The following is a 15790-nucleotide window of genomic DNA, read 5'->3' as shown; positions in this document are numbered from 1 at the left end:
CGCATCAATGACTTGGAGTCCTCACTTGCCTGAGCGCCAGATCCGTCTCCTCGGAGATCCCGTCCTCAAAACCGTCTCCGACCCGATCGACATGATCGATGCCCGGGTGAGGAGCCTGGTCGAGGACCTGGTCGACAGCGTGCGCCTGCCCGGCCGGGCAGGCGTCGCGGCCTCCCAGATCGGCGTGAATCTGCGCGCGTTCAGCTTCAACGTCGATGGCAGGATCGGGTACATCCTCAACCCGGTCCTCGTGGAGGTCTCGGGGGAGCCCGAACTCGTCGACGAGGGCTGCCTCTCGGTGCCGGGCCTCTGGTATCCCACCACGAGGTACCCGTTCGCCCGGGTGAGTGGAATCGACCTCGACGGCGCGGCGGTCGAGCTCTCCGGCACCGGCATCATGGCCCAGGCGCTGCAGCACGAGACGGACCACCTCGACGGTCTGCTCTACCTGGACCGCCTCGACAAGGAGAATCGGCGGGCCGCCATGAAGGAGGTCCGCGAGTCGACCTGGTTCTGACCTCCACGTTCGCAGGACACGAAGAGGCCCCGTCGTCCGGTGACGACGGGGCCTCTTCGTGTCTCGCGGAACGCTCTAGCTATTGACCGGGTTCGACCCGGTCACCGGGGCGCCCGCGTACATCCCCTCGATCTGGTCGGCGAAGTCCCGCAGGATGATGTCCCGCTTGATGCTCATCTTCGGGGTCAGGTACCCCGCCGCCTCGGTGAGTTCGGTGGTCAGCACCGTGAACTTGCGGATCGACTCCGCCCGGGAGACGTGGTCGTTGGCGTGGTCGACGGCACGCTGAACCTCGGCGAGCACCTTCGGGTTGACGGATGCCTCGGCCAGCGTCATGGCCGCATCCTCACCGTTGTTGTTCAACCAGACCGCGAGCATGTCGGGGTCGAGCGTGACCAGCGCGGCGATGAAGGGCTTGCGATCGCCGACGACCACCACCTGGCCGATCAGCGGATTGGACCGGATCGGGTCCTCCAACGCCGCCGGGGCGACGTTCTTGCCGCCGGCGGTGACGATGATCTCCTTCTTGCGCCCGGTGATGGTGAGGAAGCCGTCACCGTCCATGGCGCCGATGTCACCGGTGCGCAGCCAGCCTTCGTTGAAGGTCGCTGCGGTGGCCTCGGGATTCTTCCAGTACTCCTTGAAGACGTTGACGCCCTTGACCTCGATCTCTCCGTCGTCCAGAACGCGCACCGAGACTCCGGGAAGGGGCGGGCCGACGGTGCCGATCTTGAACTTGGTGGCCAGGCCCACGGTGGTCGGCGCGGTTGTCTCGGTGAGGCCGTAGCCCTCCAGGATCTTGATTCCCAGGCTGTGGTAGAAGTGGCCGAGGTGCATGCCGAGGGGAGCCGAACCGGAGACGGCGTACTTCACGTTGCCGCCCATGGCGGCGCGCAGCTTGCTGTACACCAGCCGGTCGAAGAGCATGAACTTGAGCTTCAGCATGAGCGGGATGCTCTTGCCCTGGTCGAGCAGCACCGAGTGATCGACGGCGACCTGGGCGGCCGCCTCGAAGATATTGCCTCGGCCCGCGGCCGTCGCCTTCTGTTCGGCGGAGTTGTAGACCTTCTCGAACACCCGCGGCACGGCGAGCAGGAAGGTCGGTTTGAAGGTGCCGAGCGATTCGAGCAGCTTCCGGGTGTCGGGCTGGTGGCCGACGCGCACGCCGGCGTGCACGCAGAGCACGGAGATGAACCGGGCGAAAACGTGCGCGGTGGTGATGAACAGCAGCGTGGACGCGCCGTTCGCGTCACTGACCACCTCTTTCAGGGCCACCGCCGAGTTGCGTGACGTCTCGACGAAGTTGGAGTGGGTGAGCACACAACCCTTGGGGCGGCCTGTGGAACCCGAGGTATAGATCAGCGTGGCGATGTCCGAACCCACGGCGAGAGACCGGCGGCGCTCGATTTCGGCATCCGGCACGTCGACTCCGGACGCGGTGAGCTTGTCGAGGTCACCGAGGTCGATCTGCCAAACCTTCTGCACGCTGCCGAGTTCGGGGTGCACCTCGTCGAAGCGGGAGAAGTGCTCGGCGGTTTCGACTATCACTGCGGCCGCGTCGGAGTCGCCCAGGATCCACTGGATCTGAGTGGGTGAGCTGGTCTCGTAGACGGGGACGAGCACGGCACCGGCGAACCAGGTGGCGAAGTCGATCAACGTCCACTCGTAGCGGGTCTTGCACATCAGGCCGATCTTGTCGCCGGGCTGGATACCGGCCGCGACGAATCCCTTCGCCAACGCGACGACCTGCGCGTGGAACTCCGACGTGGTGACGGGTGTCCAGCCCCCGTTGCTCGGCAATGAGAACAGCACGGAGTCGGGCGTCGCCGCGACGCGGTCGACCAGAAGATCGGTGACATTGGCTGGTGGGTCTGCGGCAACGCTGGCGGGCATATCGTACTGTTTCACGGTAACTCCTCTGGTACCGGGCGGGCAAGTCGCCCCACTCTACCCACGTCGGTACGTGAAAGCGCACGTTTCGCCTGGCAGTGTCTTGATTCACTACACTCTAGGTGGATGCACCGGCTTCCCTGTTCGCCGTGCCGAGCGTTTCGCTTCATCCATCGACGAAAGAAGTCCTCTGTGCACGCCATTGGTATCGACATCGGCGGCACTAAAATCGCCGCGGCCCTGGTCGACGAACTCGGAACGATCATCCGCTCGGATCGACGCCCGACCACCGCGAGTGATCCTCGCGGGATCGAGGACGCCGTGGTCGAGATGATCACCGACCTCTCCGAGGGCGAGGAGGTCGTAGCGGCCGGGATCGCCGCGGCCGGCTTCATCGACGCCGCCCAGTCCACCGTTTACTACGGGCCCAACGTCAACTGGCGCCACGAACCGCTCCGGGCCACCCTCGAAGCCCGGCTTGAGATGCCCATTCTGATCGAGAACGACGCGAACGCCGCCGGCTGGGCGGAATTCACCTTCGGAGCCGGCCGCGGCTACAGCGACATGGTCACGCTCACCATCGGCACCGGCGTGGGTGGGGCGATCGTCGCCAACAGCCGCCTGTTCCGCGGCGGCTTCGGCTGTGCCGCCGAACTCGGGCACCTGCGTGTGGTGCCGGGTGGACGACTCTGCGGCTGCGGTGCCCACGGCTGCATCGAGCAGTACGGCTCGGGCCGGGCCCTTCTGCGTATTGCCACCGAGATGGCGGATGCCGGCGGAATCGGCCTCGGCCTCGCGGCCGCCCGTGAACGCAAGGGCAAGCTGACCGGCAAGGAGGTCGGTCGTCTGATCCAGGAGGGCGACAACGGCGCTCTGGCCGCACTGCGGCAGCTGGGCGGCTCGCTCGGGCAGGCCTGCTCCAGCCTGGCGGCGGTGCTCGACCCGCAGATCTTCGTCTTCGGCGGGGGAGTCGCCGCTGCCGGCGAGCTGCTGCTCGAGCCCATCCGTGCCGCCTACCTCGAAAACCTGCCGGCCAGGGGCTTTCACCCCGAGGCCGAATTCGCCATCGCACAGCTCGTCAACGACGCCGGAGTAGTCGGAGCAGCCGACCTGGCGCGGAAACACGTCTTAGCGCAGTAGGCTTTCCGGGTTACCGAGGGAGCAACGATGTTCTACTGGCTCATGAAAAACATTGTCATCGGCCCTCTGCTGCTGGCCATCTTCCGGCCCTGGGTGGTCGGGCTCGAGAACATCCCCAAAGAGGGCGGTGTGATCCTCGCGAGCAATCACCTGTCGTTCATCGACTCGGTCTTCCTGCCTTTGGTTGTGCCGCGGCGGGTCGTCTTCCTGGCCAAGAGCGAGTACTTCACGGGCAAGGGACTCAAAGGATGGGCGACCCGCCAGTTCTTCAAGGCCACCGGCCAGCTGCCGATCGACCGGTCGGGCGGCAAGGCCTCCGAGGACTCGCTCAACACCGGCCTGCGCGTCCTGGGTGCCGGTGGCGTGCTCGGGATCTACCCGGAGGGTACCCGCAGTCCCGACGCCAAAATGTACCGCGGCCGCACAGGCGTGGCACGCATGGTGCTCGAGGCTGAGGTCCCGGTCATCCCCGTGGCCATGATCGACACCGAGAAGGCGATGCCGACGGGCACCCGCATCCCGAAGGTGCGCCGGATCGGCATCGTGATCGGTGAACCCCTCGACTTCAGCCGTTTCGACGGCATGGAGGGGGACCGTTTCGTGCTCCGCTCCGTGACCGACGAGCTGATGTACGAGTTGCAGGCTCTGAGCCGGCAGGAGTACGTGGACGTCTACGCGACCAGCGTCAAAGAAAAGCGTGCCAACCTGACCCGATAGAATCAGGGGGTTGCCGAATGGCCGGAAGGCCCTGCCCCCGCAGTCACGCACGCGGTTTTTTCGCGTCGGACCAAAGAAAAAAGGAATAGTCCCGTGGTAGACCCGACCGAACCAGTCGTCCTCGCAGATCGAGCTGTGGTTGCCGGCCTGGACTATTGGCGCACCCTCCCGATAAAGCAGCAGCCGACCTGGCCCGACGCGGATGCGGTTGCCTCGGCATCCGCTGAATTGTCAACTCAGCCTCCGCTCGTGTTCGCCGGCGAAGTCGACATCCTGCGGGACCGGCTCGCCGAGGCCGCCAGCGGTCATGCCTTCCTGCTGCAGGGCGGCGACTGCGCCGAGACTTTCAGCGGCGCCACCGCGGAGCAGATCCGCAACCGGGTCAAGACCGTGCTGCAAATGGCTGTCGTGCTCACGTACGGCGCGTCGATGCCCGTGATCAAGATGGGCCGGATGGCCGGCCAGTTCGCCAAGCCCCGCTCCAGCGACTTCGAGACCCGGGGTGGGGTCACCCTGCCGGCCTACCGCGGCGACATCGTCAATGGCTACGACTTCAACCCCGAATCGCGCGAGGCCGACCCGGCCCGCCTGGTCAAGGGCTACCACACCGCCGCCTCCACCCTGAATCTCATTCGCGCTTTCACCCAGGGTGGCTTCGCCGACCTGCGCCAGGTGCACAGCTGGAACCAGGGTTTCGCCGCGAACCCGGCCAACCAGCGCTACGAGAAGGTGGCCAAGGAGATCGACCGGGCGATCAAGTTCATGATCGCCTGCGGCGCCGACTTCGAGGCCATGCGCCGCACCGAGTTCTACACCAGCCACGAGGGGCTGTTGATGGACTACGAGCGTCCAATGACCCGGATCGACTCCCGCACCGGCACGCCGTACAACACCTCAGCGCACTTCATCTGGATCGGGGAGCGCACGCGCGACCTCGACGGCGCTCACGTCGACTTCCTTTCCCGGGTGCGCAACCCGATCGGGGTCAAGCTCGGCCCGAGCACGTCCACCGACGACATGCTGCGCCTGGTCGACAAACTCGACCCGAACCGCGAGCCCGGCCGTCTCACCTTCATCACCCGGATGGGTGCCGACAAGGTGCGCGACGCCCTGCCGCCGCTGCTCGAGGCCATCAAGGCCAGCGACGCCAAGCCGCTCTGGGTCACGGACCCGATGCACGGCAACGGCGTGACCACGCCCACCGGCTACAAGACACGTCGTTTCGACGATGTCGTCGACGAGGTGCGCGGTTTCTTCGAAGCGCATCGCGGCGTCGGCACGCACCCGGGCGGCGTTCACGTCGAGCTCACCGGTGACGACGTCACGGAATGCCTGGGTGGTTCCGAGCACATCGACGAGGCTGCTCTGGCGACGCGCTACGAGTCGCTTTGCGACCCGCGACTCAACCACATGCAGTCGCTCGAGCTGGCGTTCCTGGTCGCCGAGGAGCTCGCCGCGCGCTAGACACCCGGCCCCGGAACGGGCACTCTCGCGTGTTACGAGGGCCCGGCGCCCGCTGCCGGGCTGCGCTGGAGGTGCGCCGCTGTGCGGGTGGCACGCCACGCGCGGAACGGCGCTGCACGCGCGCCACGCCGAGCGAGGGGACCGGAGGGTCAGGGGTGACGCCCGGCATCCGTCGTCCGATGCGGCCGCGAATCGCTGCGTTAGCCCGCGGCGCACCCTGTGGAGCTCGGCGCACGGTAGAACGTCCGCTGGAAGTCACATCCTGCGCCGGGAGGTACCGGCGTGTGCTGCATCGGGGTGCGGTCGAGAATGCCCGTTCCGCCGGTCACTCTCGACCGGAACGGGCACTTTCGCGTGCTCGCTCGCGCACCGGACGCGCGCGGCTGACTAGCCGAACGGGTTCGTCGGCTTGAGGGTGATCGTGCTCTTCGGGGGCACGGCGGTGCCGGCGACGGGATCCGTCGATGCGACGCTCAGCAGCGGCGCGATGGCGTCCGCGCCGAGGTTGTAGCTCAGCTTGAACCCCAGATCGGTGAGCACCTGCTTGCCCTGGTTCCACGGCATGCCGACGATATTGGGAATGACGATGGGTTCCGGACCGCGGGAGACCGTGAGGGAATAGCTGTCGCCGACGCGAACCGGACCCTCGTTCACGGGGTCTGCACGCACGACGTTCCCCTCGCCGATGGAGTCGCTGAAGACCTCATCGCCGGTGACGGCGAGCAGCTCCTTCTCCGCCAGGATCGCGGTCGCGTCCTCGACCGACTCGCCGGACACGTCCGGCACTGGGCCGAGGGAGACCACCAGGTTGACGTTCATACCCTCGAAATAGTCCCCGCCCTGGGAGACGTCTGCTCCGTCGAGTTCACGGGCGGCCGAGATGACGAGGCCGGTTTCCACGGTGTCGTCGAACATGGAATCGGTCGCGCCGATACCGGCCTTCAGCTCGGTCACGGCGGATGTGGCCGCCTCGGCTGTCAGCCCGGCCAGTACGGGCAGCACGATCGGCTGCGGGCCCTGGGACACCCGGAGCGTTACCGTGCTGCCCTTGGCCACGCGAGTGCCCGAGTCGGGGTTGGTGCTCGAGACGAGCCCGGCGGGGACGGTGCCGCTGAACTCGGTGCCGAGTGCCGCCTCCAGTCCGAGTTCGGACAGCTGGGCGGTGGCGGCTTCGGGGGATGACGAGGTGAGAGCGGGAATGGGGACTTCCGACCCGGGGCCGTTGCCGAAGAACCAGCCGGTTCCGCCGGCCAGGGCCGCCAGCATGAGCACCAGCGTGAACAGCCAGTAACCGCGGTGCCTGCGTCTGCGGGCCGTGTTGGTCAGGAGGGTGGTGGAGGCGGGAGGTTCGGTGGCAGCGGCCGTGGCCACGCCAGCCACCGCGGCGGCGAGCGGGGCGCCACCCAGGATCTGGGTGTCCGCGTCGGCCACAGCCGCGGACAGGCCGCCGGGCATCACCATGGTCGCGGACTGCCCGGACACCGGAGGAGCCGGGCGCACGAGCTTATCCAAATCGAGCAGCTGGTCAAGCATCACGCGGGCGTCCCTGGGGCGCTGTTCAGGGTCGCGGGCCGTGGCCCAGAGCACCAGCTCGTCGAGTTCGTGCGGAATCGTGGCTACCCGCGCGCTCGGCTGCGGCACGGTGTCGTTCGCATGCTGATAAGCGATCTGCATGGGAGCTTCGCCCACGTAGGGCTGCTCGCCGGTGAGCATCTCGTAGGTCATGATGCCGAGCGCATAGATGTCGCTGCGGGCATCCGCGATGCCCCGCGTGACGAGTTCGGGGGAGAGGTAGGCGATGGTGCCGAGCAGTGCCTGCCCGGTGGCCGTGTTGTTGTTGACGGCGCGGGCCAGCCCGAAGTCGCCGATCTTGATCCGGCCGTCGTCGGCCAGGAGAACGTTCTCGGGTTTGAGGTCGCGGTGCACGATCCCGGCCTTGTGCGCGGCGGCGAGCCCGGCGAGCACGGCCTCGAGGATGTCCATCGTCTGCTCACTCGTGAGACGGCCGTAGTCCTTGAGCAGGTCGCGCAGGGTGATCCCGGGCAGGTATTCCATGACCAGGTAGGCCATGTCGGCGTCCTGGCCCTGGTCGTAGACGTTGACGACGTTCGGATGGGCGAGCCGGGCGGCCGAGCGGGCCTCCTGCACGAAGCGGGCCTTGAACGTGTTGTCGTCGGCAAGGTGCCCGTGCATGATCTTGATGGCGACCCGACGTTCGAGGCGCAGGTCCGTCGCGAGGTAGACGGTGGCCATGCCACCGCGGGCGATCCGGGAGCGCACCTGATAGCGACCGTCTATCAGACGGCCGACCATGGGATCGGCAGGGGTATCGCTCACTAGTCGAGTCTAGGGATTCCCACGCCGTTCCTCGCGCTGGAACACTCGCAAGTCAGAGTTTTCGAGGTTGAATGGCTGCGAATCGCGGGTCAACCGAGTTCGGTGAGCCAGGCCCGGGCCGAGGTTTCCCACTTCGCGTAGTGGTTCGGAAAGGCCGAGATCTGCACGGTCTGCGCGGCCTCGGTCACCGTCATCGCCTCCCAGCCGGGGATGTCCAGCAGCCCGCGTGTGATGCCGGGGTTGGGGTTCACCGGGCCACCGAAGAACGCGAGGCTGGCTCGCACCGGGTCCAGCACCTGCTCGGGGGTTCCCCAGCCGGAGCTGGGTCGCTGTTGGAAGAGGCCGAGGGAATCCCGGTCGCCGTGCTCCACGTTGCGCAGACCGGATTCCTGGGCCGCGGCGGCCAGTGCGATCACGATGCCGGCATCGCCGGCGCCCGCCCGGCGCCCGATCGCGATGATGGTCTCGGCGTGTCGGCGCATGTCCTCGCTGAGCGGCGTGACCTCGCCGAGGACGGCGGATGGCGGAGTGATGGCCGCCTCGATCAGGATGGCCGGTTCGAGTGACAGCGTTGTGGGGGCCGAGGCGGAAGGGATCGACAGGACCTGCCCGGGGTAGATGATGCTGGACCAGCCGAGGCCGTTGGCGTCGAGCAGGGACTGCACCAAGACGCCCGCCGCGGCTGCGAGGGCTCCGATGGTCTCGCCGGCGATGATCGTGTGCGTGCGGGCGGTGGTCTGTGAGGCGGCAGCCGTGGCAGGCGCGCTCGGGGCGGGTGCCGGCCCCGCACCGCCTGCCGGTGGCAATACGACGGCCTGCCCGGGGAAGATGATGCTCCCGGCGTCGAGTCCGTTCGCGCGGAGCAACGCGTCGAGGGAGAGCCCGTGGGCGGCGGCGACACCGGAGAGGGTGTCTCCGCTCTGGATCAGGTAGCGCGTGATCTCGGCGGCGACCGGTGCCGGTGCCGGAGGGGACGGTTGCACCTGGCCGGCCAGGGTCAGCATCTGTCCCGGGAAGATCACCGCGGACCAGCCCAGACCGTTGAGGGCGAGCACGGATGCGGTGGAGAGACCGAATCGACCGGCCACGCTGCTCACGGTGTCACCGTCGACAACCTGGTACTGCGTCGGCGCCGCAGCGGCGGAGACGCTCTGCCGGCCGAGGTCCGACGGAACAGCGGCCGGCAGAAGACTTTTACTCTTCAGCGGCTTCTTCGCGATGGCGGCGGCTTCCGCCGGCGATGCCAGGTTCAAGCTGATCGCGATCGTGCTGATCAGCACGAGCGGGACGGTCACCAGGATGCCGAGGCCCCGGCGCTCGGTCGTCTGCCGGTGGCGGCCCGCGCCGGGCGCCGTACTGTTCATGTCGCCGGTGCTGCTGGCTGGACTGTTCCTGCTGGCTGGTGCCGACATTTACGCTCCCGTCGATTGCATGCGGCAGCGGTGCTGACACAGTTCCTTTCCCGAGTCAATCAGGTTGGCCCCTGTTCTGGGTGACACCACGCACGAAACCGTTACGGGAGTTTGTCCGCCTTCGCGAATCATGGGAGGCTTGTCAGGTGACCGAATCTTTTTCAGATCAAGAGTGGCTGTCCATCCCCGACCTCGTCCGAGTGCTCGGCGTCAGCCAGAGCCGCGTGCGTCAGCTGATCGACGACAAGCAGCTCCTCGCCATCCGCCGAGACAACGGTCCGCTGCAGGTTCCGGCCGCGTTCATCCGGGACGGGGCGCCGCTGCCCGAGCTGCGCGGCACGCTGATCGTGCTCTCCGACGACGGCTTCAGCGATGAGCAGGCGATGCGCTGGCTGATCGAGGTGGACGACAGCCTGGGCGTCCCCCCGGTGCAGGCGCTGCTTGCGGGCCGCAAGGCCGAGGTGCGCCGGGTCGCCCAGGCCCTCGCCTGACCTAGAAAGCGCGGCGGGTCACCGTCTCGGCCAGCTCCGTCAAACGCGTCGTGACCGCGCCGCTGATCGGTGATCCCTCGAGGGCGGCCAGGGCCTCGGCGACGTTGGCGAGGATGAGGGCCTCGATCCGTTCGACGGCGCCGCTGTCCAGGATGGTGCGCTGCAGCATCCCGATCTGGGTTTCCGTCAGCAGCGGGTCGCCGAGAAGCCCGTCCAGGTTCGTGCGAGCCGTGTCCGTCAGGTTCTCGCGTGCCAGCGCGACCAGCACGGTGCGTTTGCCCTCACGAAGGTCGTCGCCGCTCGGCTTGCCGGTGACGGAGGCGTCGCCGAACACCCCGAGCAGGTCGTCGCGGAGCTGGAAGGCGATGCCGAGCGGCAGTCCGAACGCGCGCAGGGCGTCGAGGTGCTCCGCGTCCGCGCCGGCCAGGGCCGCGCCGATCACGAGCGGCGCCTGCACGCTGTACTTGGCCGATTTGAAGACGATGACCCGCAGCGCCCGGTCGAAGAGCTCCGTTTCGGGCTGGGTGAGCCAGGCGCGTTCCTCGAGAATGTCGAGGTACTGGCCCACGGTGACCTCGGTGCGCATCCGGTTGAACTCGATCCGAGCCCTGGCCGCGGCCGCCGCGTCGGGGGCTGCGGCGAGCCCCTCGTCGAGCAGCTCATCGCTCCAACCCAGCAGGAGGTCGCCGAGGAGGATTCCGGCCGCCCGGCCGAACTCGACCTGGTTCCCGGCCCAGCCGCTCCGGACGTGCATGCCCTCGAAGAGTTTGTGGGCGGAAGCCGCGCCGCGCCGGGTGTCCGAATTGTCGATGATGTCGTCGTGGACGAGGGCCGCCGCATGGAAGATTTCCAGGGCCGCCGCCGCGGAGATGACCGGCGCCGACGCGGCTCCGGAGCGGGCAGAATCCGGGCCGGACCCGACCGGTCCACCGGTGCCGACGCTCTGCCAGCCCCAGTAACAGAACAGGGCCCGGAAACGCTTGCCACCGCTGAGAAACTGCCGTGAGAACTCCAGCAGTGGCGTGAGATCGGGGCTGACAGAAGTCACAATTGGTTGACGGGTTTCGAGGAACTCGTCGATGCGAGAATGAACCAGTTCGATCAGATGATTGCTTTGCGCCACCTGCCTAGCCTAGCCATGACGGCGGGGTTAGACTCGGAACGGTAATCAGCTCGATCCCAAACAGGAGGAATGAGATGCCGCTTTCGGAACAAGAGCAGCGACTCCTCGAAGAGATGGAGCGCGGCCTTTACCACAATGACGCCGACTTCGTAGCGACCGTCGGAGGCAGCGATCTCCGCCCCAACTACCGCTCGATTTCTCTCGGGGTCCTGGCCGCCGTCGCCGGTATTGCCGGACTCATCGCCGGCGTCGCCATTCAGCAGCTCTGGCTCGGTGTCCTGGGCTTCATCGTCATGTTCGCCGGGGTCCTGATCGCGACCACGCCCAGCAAGTCCGCCCGGCGGATGTCGGCCGCCGCTCCGCGCTCCCGGCCGAACCAACAGCAACGTTCGTCGCAGCGCGGGTTCATGGATCGCATGAACGAACGCTGGGATCGCCGCCAGGACGGCCAGCAGTAACCTCCTCCGCATAGCTACAGAGTTTCACCGCTCCACTCAGACAGGGCCGATCATTCGATCGGCCCTTTTTTTGTGCCCGGAAACGGCCTGGATCGGTCTCTGACGATGAATTTCCCTCCACTGGGGTCTTCCCCGTAATCATGCGGGTCACCGTGGAGAATTTCTCCAAAAATCCCGCGGAATCCCTGTTTGGTGGATCAAAGTGGAGTAAAGTGGAGCATGATTCGGATCATGGTCGGATGAGAAGGGGGGGATGAATGTTCTTTGGCACGTATGCACCCAAGCTCGACGAAAAAGGTCGCATCATCCTTCCCGCGAAATTCCGCGACGAGCTGTCTCCCGGAATCGTCATGACCCGGGGCCAGGAGAACTGCCTCTACGTGTTCACGACCCGGGAGTTCGAGGAGTACTACGCGAAGATCACCCAGGCCCCGCTCACGGACCAGAGCGGGCGATCCTTCAGCCGGATGATGTTCTCCGGCGCGAGCGCCGAGCAGCCCGACAAGCAGAACCGGGTGACCATTCCCGCGAACCTGCGCGCCTGGGCCGGGCTCGACCGGGACCTCACCGTGATCGGCGCCGGCAACCGGGTCGAGATCTGGGACTCCGCCGCGTGGGACGCGTACCTCTCCGAACAGGAAGATTCATTCGCCAACATCACGGAGGAGGTGATTCCGGGACTCATCTAGCTCCTGACGCCTGACTCCCAGCCGTTCTGCCTGACACACTTCCCCGGTGCCAGAGACGAATGGATGGGGATCAGGAATCAGGAACCACCCGGGACTATGGCCATCAACGACATCCACACCCCAGTTCTGCTGGACCGCTGCGTCGAGCTGCTCGCCCCGGCACTGGAACGACCCGGCGCCGTCCTGGTCGACGCCACGCTCGGCATGGGCGGGCACGCCGAGGCATTCCTGCAGCGATTCCCCGAGCTGGTCCTGGTCGGACTCGACCGGGACCTCGACGCCCTCGCGATCGCCGAGGAGCGGCTGAAGCCGTTCCGCGACCGGGTTCACCTTGTGCACACCGTCTACGACGGAATCCAGGACGCGCTGGCCGGCCTCGGCATCCCCGAGGTGGCCGGGGTGCTCTTCGACCTCGGCGTGTCCTCGCTCCAGCTCGACCGGGTCGAGCGCGGCTTCTCCTACTCCAAGGATGCTCCACTGGACATGCGCATGGACAACACCAGCGACCTGACGGCCGAGCGCATCCTCGCCACCTACAGCGAGCAGGAACTGCGCCGGATCTTCCATGAGTACGGCGAGGAGAAGCTGGCGGCCCGCTACGCCAAGGCAATCGTCGAGGCCAGGGACACCATCCCGTTCGTGCGGTCGGCCCAGCTGGTCGCCGTGATCACGGCCGTCACGCCGGTCGTCGTTCAGCGCGCCGGCCATCCCGCGAAGCGGGTCTTCCAGGCGCTGCGCATCGAGGTCAACCAGGAACTCGCCGTGCTCGAGCGCGCCATCCCCGCGGCGCTCGACTCGGTCGCCGTCGGTGGCCGCATCGTCGTCATGGCCTACCAGTCCCTCGAGGACCGGATCGTGAAGCAGATCCTGGCGAAGGCATCCGGCTCCACCGCCCCCGCCGGACTGCCGATCGAACTGCCCGAACACAAACCACTGTTCAAGCTTTTGATCCGAGGAGCCGAACTGGCCTCGGATGAAGAAAAGGCGAAAAACCCGCGCGCAACGCCGGTTCGCCTTCGCGCCGCCGAGCGACTGAGGAGAGCCGCATGAGTGACAATCTCGCCCGCGTCCTACGACCGAACTGGGACTCCACCCCCGACATCGCCCCGGTGGCGGAGCCTCGTCACATCGAGATCGTGTCGCCGCGCAGCCAGCGACACGCGCGTCCGAAGATCGTCTACGCCCTCTCGGCCGTCACCGGCGTTGCGGCCATCGTGCTCGCCCAGCTGCTGCTCAGTGTCGGGATCTCCCAGTCCGCCTATGAGGTGTCCCGGCTGCAGGCCAGCCAGGTCGAACTCGGGCGCACGGCGGAGAGTGTGACCGAGGACCTCGTGCGGGTGTCGTCCCCGCAGAGCCTGGCCGCGAACGCGGAAGCGCTCGGTATGGTCAGCAACTCCAACCCGGTGTACCTGCGCCTGTCCGACGGCGCCGTGCTCGGCGCCCCGGCCTCCGCCAGCGGAAGCCAGGCCGGTACGGCGAGTCTGGTGCCGAACTCGCTCCTGGCCGGCGTACCGTTGGTCACGGATCTGCCGCAGAACACCGGTCAGGGAGCCAGCGTCGGCGGTTCGACGACTGAGCGCCCCGCTGCGGTCGCCCCGGCCGCGGAGTCCAACGCCTTACCGACGCCGACGACCCGCTAGCTCGCGCGTGTGCAGCCCACCCCGATCAAGGGTGTCGCTGCGCCCTCCCTCCCAACAGTTTCGTTCGCAGAACGCGCCCAACCCGTGGCCCAGGCCGCAGTAAGGATTCGCAGGTGGCGAGCAGCACCCGGTTCAGCACCCGGTCCAGCAGGCGGCGCACTGCCGTGACGATCCTGTTCCTGTTCGTTTTCGTTGCCGTGTTCGTGGTCAGGCTCATCGACATCCAGGTCGTGCGCGCCGAAGCGCTGAGCGCCGATTCGCTGGGCAACCGGTCGGTCGAGCAGCCCGTCTTCGGATCCCGCGGGGACATCGTCGACGCGAACGGGGTCGTCCTGGCCGGCACGGTGATGCGCTACAACATCACCCTGTCCCCGCGGAACGCCAGGGAATTCGACCGCAGCACCGACACCGGTGACGTGACCGTGACGGTCGCGCAGGCGGCCGCGGAGGTGGGCGCCATCACCGGGCAGACCGGCGACGAGATCCTCCAGATCATCGCCGCATCCCTCGCCGCCGATAAGGACTCCGACTACGCCGTCGTCATGCGGGCCGTGGACGTCGCGGTGTTCCGCGCCATCGACAAGCTCGACATCCCATGGATGTACGCGGAGAAGAACCCGGGCAGGGTCTACCCGGACGGAGCCGTGGCCGGCAACCTGGTCGGATTCGTCTCCTCCGGGGGAGAGCCCCAGGCCGGCATCGAACTCGGCCAGGACGCCTGCCTCGCGAGCACCAACGGAACCGAGACCTACGAAAAGGGCGCGGACGGCGTGCGGCTGCCCCAGAGCACCGTCACCACCGCTCAGGCCAAGGATGGCGGTGACATCGTCACGACCATCGACGCCGACCTGCAGTGGTTCGTGCAGCAGGTGCTGGCTGAACAGGCCGTCGCCACGGGCGCGGCCTGGGGCAACGTGGTGGTGCAGGAGGTGAAGACCGGCAAGCTTGTGGCCGTCGCGGACTACCCCTCCGTCGACCCCAACAACGTCAATGGCACCCCCGAGGCGGACGACCGCGGATCCCGGGCCTTCACGTCCCCCTTCGAGCCCGGTTCGACGTTCAAGGCGCTGACGACGGCATCCGTTCTCGACGCCGGGCTGGCCACCCCGGCGTCGAGGGTCGTCGCGCCATACCGGTACCTGCCGCCCAACGGCGCCAACGTCAACGACAGCTCCAACCACGCCGACCTGAACCTCACGCTGACGGGCGTGATGATCGAATCATCGAACACGGGCATGTCGAAGTTCGGCGAGTTGCTCAGCGACCAGCAGCGGTACGACTACATGACCAGGTTCGGTGTCGGCTCCGCCTCGGAATCGGGATTCCTCGCCGAGGAGTCCGGCACCCTGCGCCCCTATGAAGACTGGGACAACCAGACCAAGTACGCCACCATGTTCGGCCAGGGGCTGACCACGACGGCTTTGCAGGTTTCGAGCATGTACCAGACCCTGGCCAACAACGGCGTGCGGATGCCCGTGCAGCTGGTCGCCGGGTGTCGCCACGCTGACGGCACCATGACGGATGTGCCGGGCGCCGTCGGAACCCCGGTCGTGTCGGCCAAGGCCGCCCGCGACACCGCCGATATCCTCGAGATGGTCTACCAGAAGGCCTGGCTGGCCAAAACGTGGGCAATCCCGGGCTACCGGGTGGCGGCGAAGACCGGGACGGCGCAGATGCCCGACGGTCAGGGTGGATACACCAAGGGGTATCTGGTATCGGTCTCCGGCTTCGCGCCCGCCGACGATCCGCAATACGTCGTGTCGGTCAGCCTCGCCGATCCTGTTAAACTGAATTCTTCAGCCGCATCTGCTCCGATCTTCCAGGAGGTCATGAGTCAGGTGCTGAAGAAGTACCGGGCGGTCCCATCGGGCGCCACCGCGCCTGCCCTTCCCGGTACCTGGTAAGAAAGCGA

Annotated in this window: 14 protein-coding genes; 10 read left to right on the top strand and 4 right to left on the bottom strand. The window is 67.1% G+C overall.

The features are described from left to right. The first annotated feature begins 25 nt into the window (after nucleotides 1-25). Nucleotides 26-517, top strand: coding sequence for a peptide deformylase (gene def / locus E3T23_RS10805; protein ID WP_134370361.1), 492 nt, complete (start codon nucleotides 26-28; stop codon nucleotides 515-517). A gap of 75 nt (nucleotides 518-592) precedes the next feature. On the opposite strand, the gene E3T23_RS10800 is transcribed toward def, so the two are convergent. Continuing rightward, nucleotides 593-2425 (bottom strand): AMP-dependent synthetase/ligase, encoded by a 1833-nt coding sequence (locus E3T23_RS10800; RefSeq protein WP_134370360.1) that lies wholly within the window; start codon nucleotides 2423-2425, stop codon nucleotides 593-595. Between the two features lie 174 nt (nucleotides 2426-2599). Here E3T23_RS10800 and E3T23_RS10795 point away from each other — a divergent pair, with 174 nt between their 5' ends. The 3 genes from E3T23_RS10795 to E3T23_RS10785 all read left to right on the top strand — a co-directional run bounded on the left by E3T23_RS10795 (nucleotide 2600) and on the right by E3T23_RS10785 (nucleotide 5728). Continuing rightward, nucleotides 2600-3547 (top strand): ROK family glucokinase, encoded by a 948-nt coding sequence (locus E3T23_RS10795; protein ID WP_134370359.1) that lies wholly within the window; start codon nucleotides 2600-2602, stop codon nucleotides 3545-3547. A gap of 27 nt (nucleotides 3548-3574) precedes the next feature. After that, nucleotides 3575-4264, top strand: coding sequence for a lysophospholipid acyltransferase family protein (locus E3T23_RS10790; protein ID WP_134370358.1), 690 nt, complete (start codon nucleotides 3575-3577; stop codon nucleotides 4262-4264). Between the two features lie 93 nt (nucleotides 4265-4357). Then, nucleotides 4358-5728, top strand: a complete 1371-nt coding sequence (locus E3T23_RS10785; RefSeq protein WP_420898318.1) for a class II 3-deoxy-7-phosphoheptulonate synthase — start codon at nucleotides 4358-4360, stop codon at nucleotides 5726-5728. A 387-nt stretch (nucleotides 5729-6115) separates the two neighbouring features. On the opposite strand, the gene pknB is transcribed toward E3T23_RS10785, so the two are convergent. Next, nucleotides 6116-8065: a Stk1 family PASTA domain-containing Ser/Thr kinase gene (pknB, locus tag E3T23_RS10780; RefSeq protein WP_134370357.1), complete on the bottom strand. Its 1950-nt coding sequence runs from the start codon at nucleotides 8063-8065 to the stop codon at nucleotides 6116-6118. An 89-nt stretch (nucleotides 8066-8154) separates the two neighbouring features. Then, the gene (locus tag E3T23_RS10775; protein WP_134370416.1) at nucleotides 8155-9429 is read right to left on the bottom strand and encodes a lytic transglycosylase; all 1275 of its coding nucleotides are present in this window, start codon (nucleotides 9427-9429) and stop codon (nucleotides 8155-8157) included. Between the two features lie 194 nt (nucleotides 9430-9623). Here E3T23_RS10775 and E3T23_RS10770 point away from each other — a divergent pair, with 194 nt between their 5' ends. Beyond that, nucleotides 9624-9968, top strand: coding sequence for an Rv2175c family DNA-binding protein (locus E3T23_RS10770; RefSeq protein ID WP_134370356.1), 345 nt, complete (start codon nucleotides 9624-9626; stop codon nucleotides 9966-9968). Nucleotide 9969: 1 nt separating this feature from the next. Here E3T23_RS10770 and E3T23_RS10765 read toward each other — a convergent pair whose 3' ends face one another. Next, complete coding sequence (locus E3T23_RS10765; RefSeq protein WP_134370355.1) at nucleotides 9970-11091, bottom strand: polyprenyl synthetase family protein; 1122 nt, start codon at nucleotides 11089-11091, stop codon at nucleotides 9970-9972. A 74-nt stretch (nucleotides 11092-11165) separates the two neighbouring features. Between E3T23_RS10765 and E3T23_RS10760 the strand changes: the two genes are divergently transcribed. The 5 genes from E3T23_RS10760 to E3T23_RS10740 all read left to right on the top strand — a co-directional run bounded on the left by E3T23_RS10760 (nucleotide 11166) and on the right by E3T23_RS10740 (nucleotide 15782). After that, entirely contained in the window at nucleotides 11166-11549 is a 384-nt protein-coding gene (locus E3T23_RS10760) for a DUF3040 domain-containing protein (protein WP_134370354.1), read from the top strand. Nucleotides 11550-11806: 257 nt separating this feature from the next. Beyond that, the gene (gene mraZ, locus E3T23_RS10755; protein WP_134370353.1) at nucleotides 11807-12238 is read left to right on the top strand and encodes a division/cell wall cluster transcriptional repressor MraZ; all 432 of its coding nucleotides are present in this window, start codon (nucleotides 11807-11809) and stop codon (nucleotides 12236-12238) included. Nucleotides 12239-12334: 96 nt separating this feature from the next. After that, nucleotides 12335-13288: a 16S rRNA (cytosine(1402)-N(4))-methyltransferase RsmH gene (rsmH, locus tag E3T23_RS10750; RefSeq protein ID WP_134370352.1), complete on the top strand. Its 954-nt coding sequence runs from the start codon at nucleotides 12335-12337 to the stop codon at nucleotides 13286-13288. Further along, nucleotides 13285-13878 (top strand): cell division protein FtsL, encoded by a 594-nt coding sequence (gene ftsL / locus E3T23_RS10745; RefSeq protein WP_134370351.1) that lies wholly within the window; start codon nucleotides 13285-13287, stop codon nucleotides 13876-13878. Before rsmH ends, ftsL begins: the two co-directional genes overlap by 4 nt. A 113-nt stretch (nucleotides 13879-13991) precedes the next feature. Next, nucleotides 13992-15782 (top strand): peptidoglycan D,D-transpeptidase FtsI family protein, encoded by a 1791-nt coding sequence (locus E3T23_RS10740; RefSeq protein ID WP_241977841.1) that lies wholly within the window; start codon nucleotides 13992-13994, stop codon nucleotides 15780-15782. Nucleotides 15783-15790: the final 8 nt, after the last annotated feature.

Source organism: Cryobacterium cheniae (assembly GCF_004403395.1).
Taxonomy (GTDB): Bacteria; Actinomycetota; Actinomycetes; order Actinomycetales; family Microbacteriaceae; genus Cryobacterium; species Cryobacterium cheniae.
Note: the sequence above shows the minus strand (reverse complement) of the source record. Positions and strands in the feature narration are given on the sequence as shown.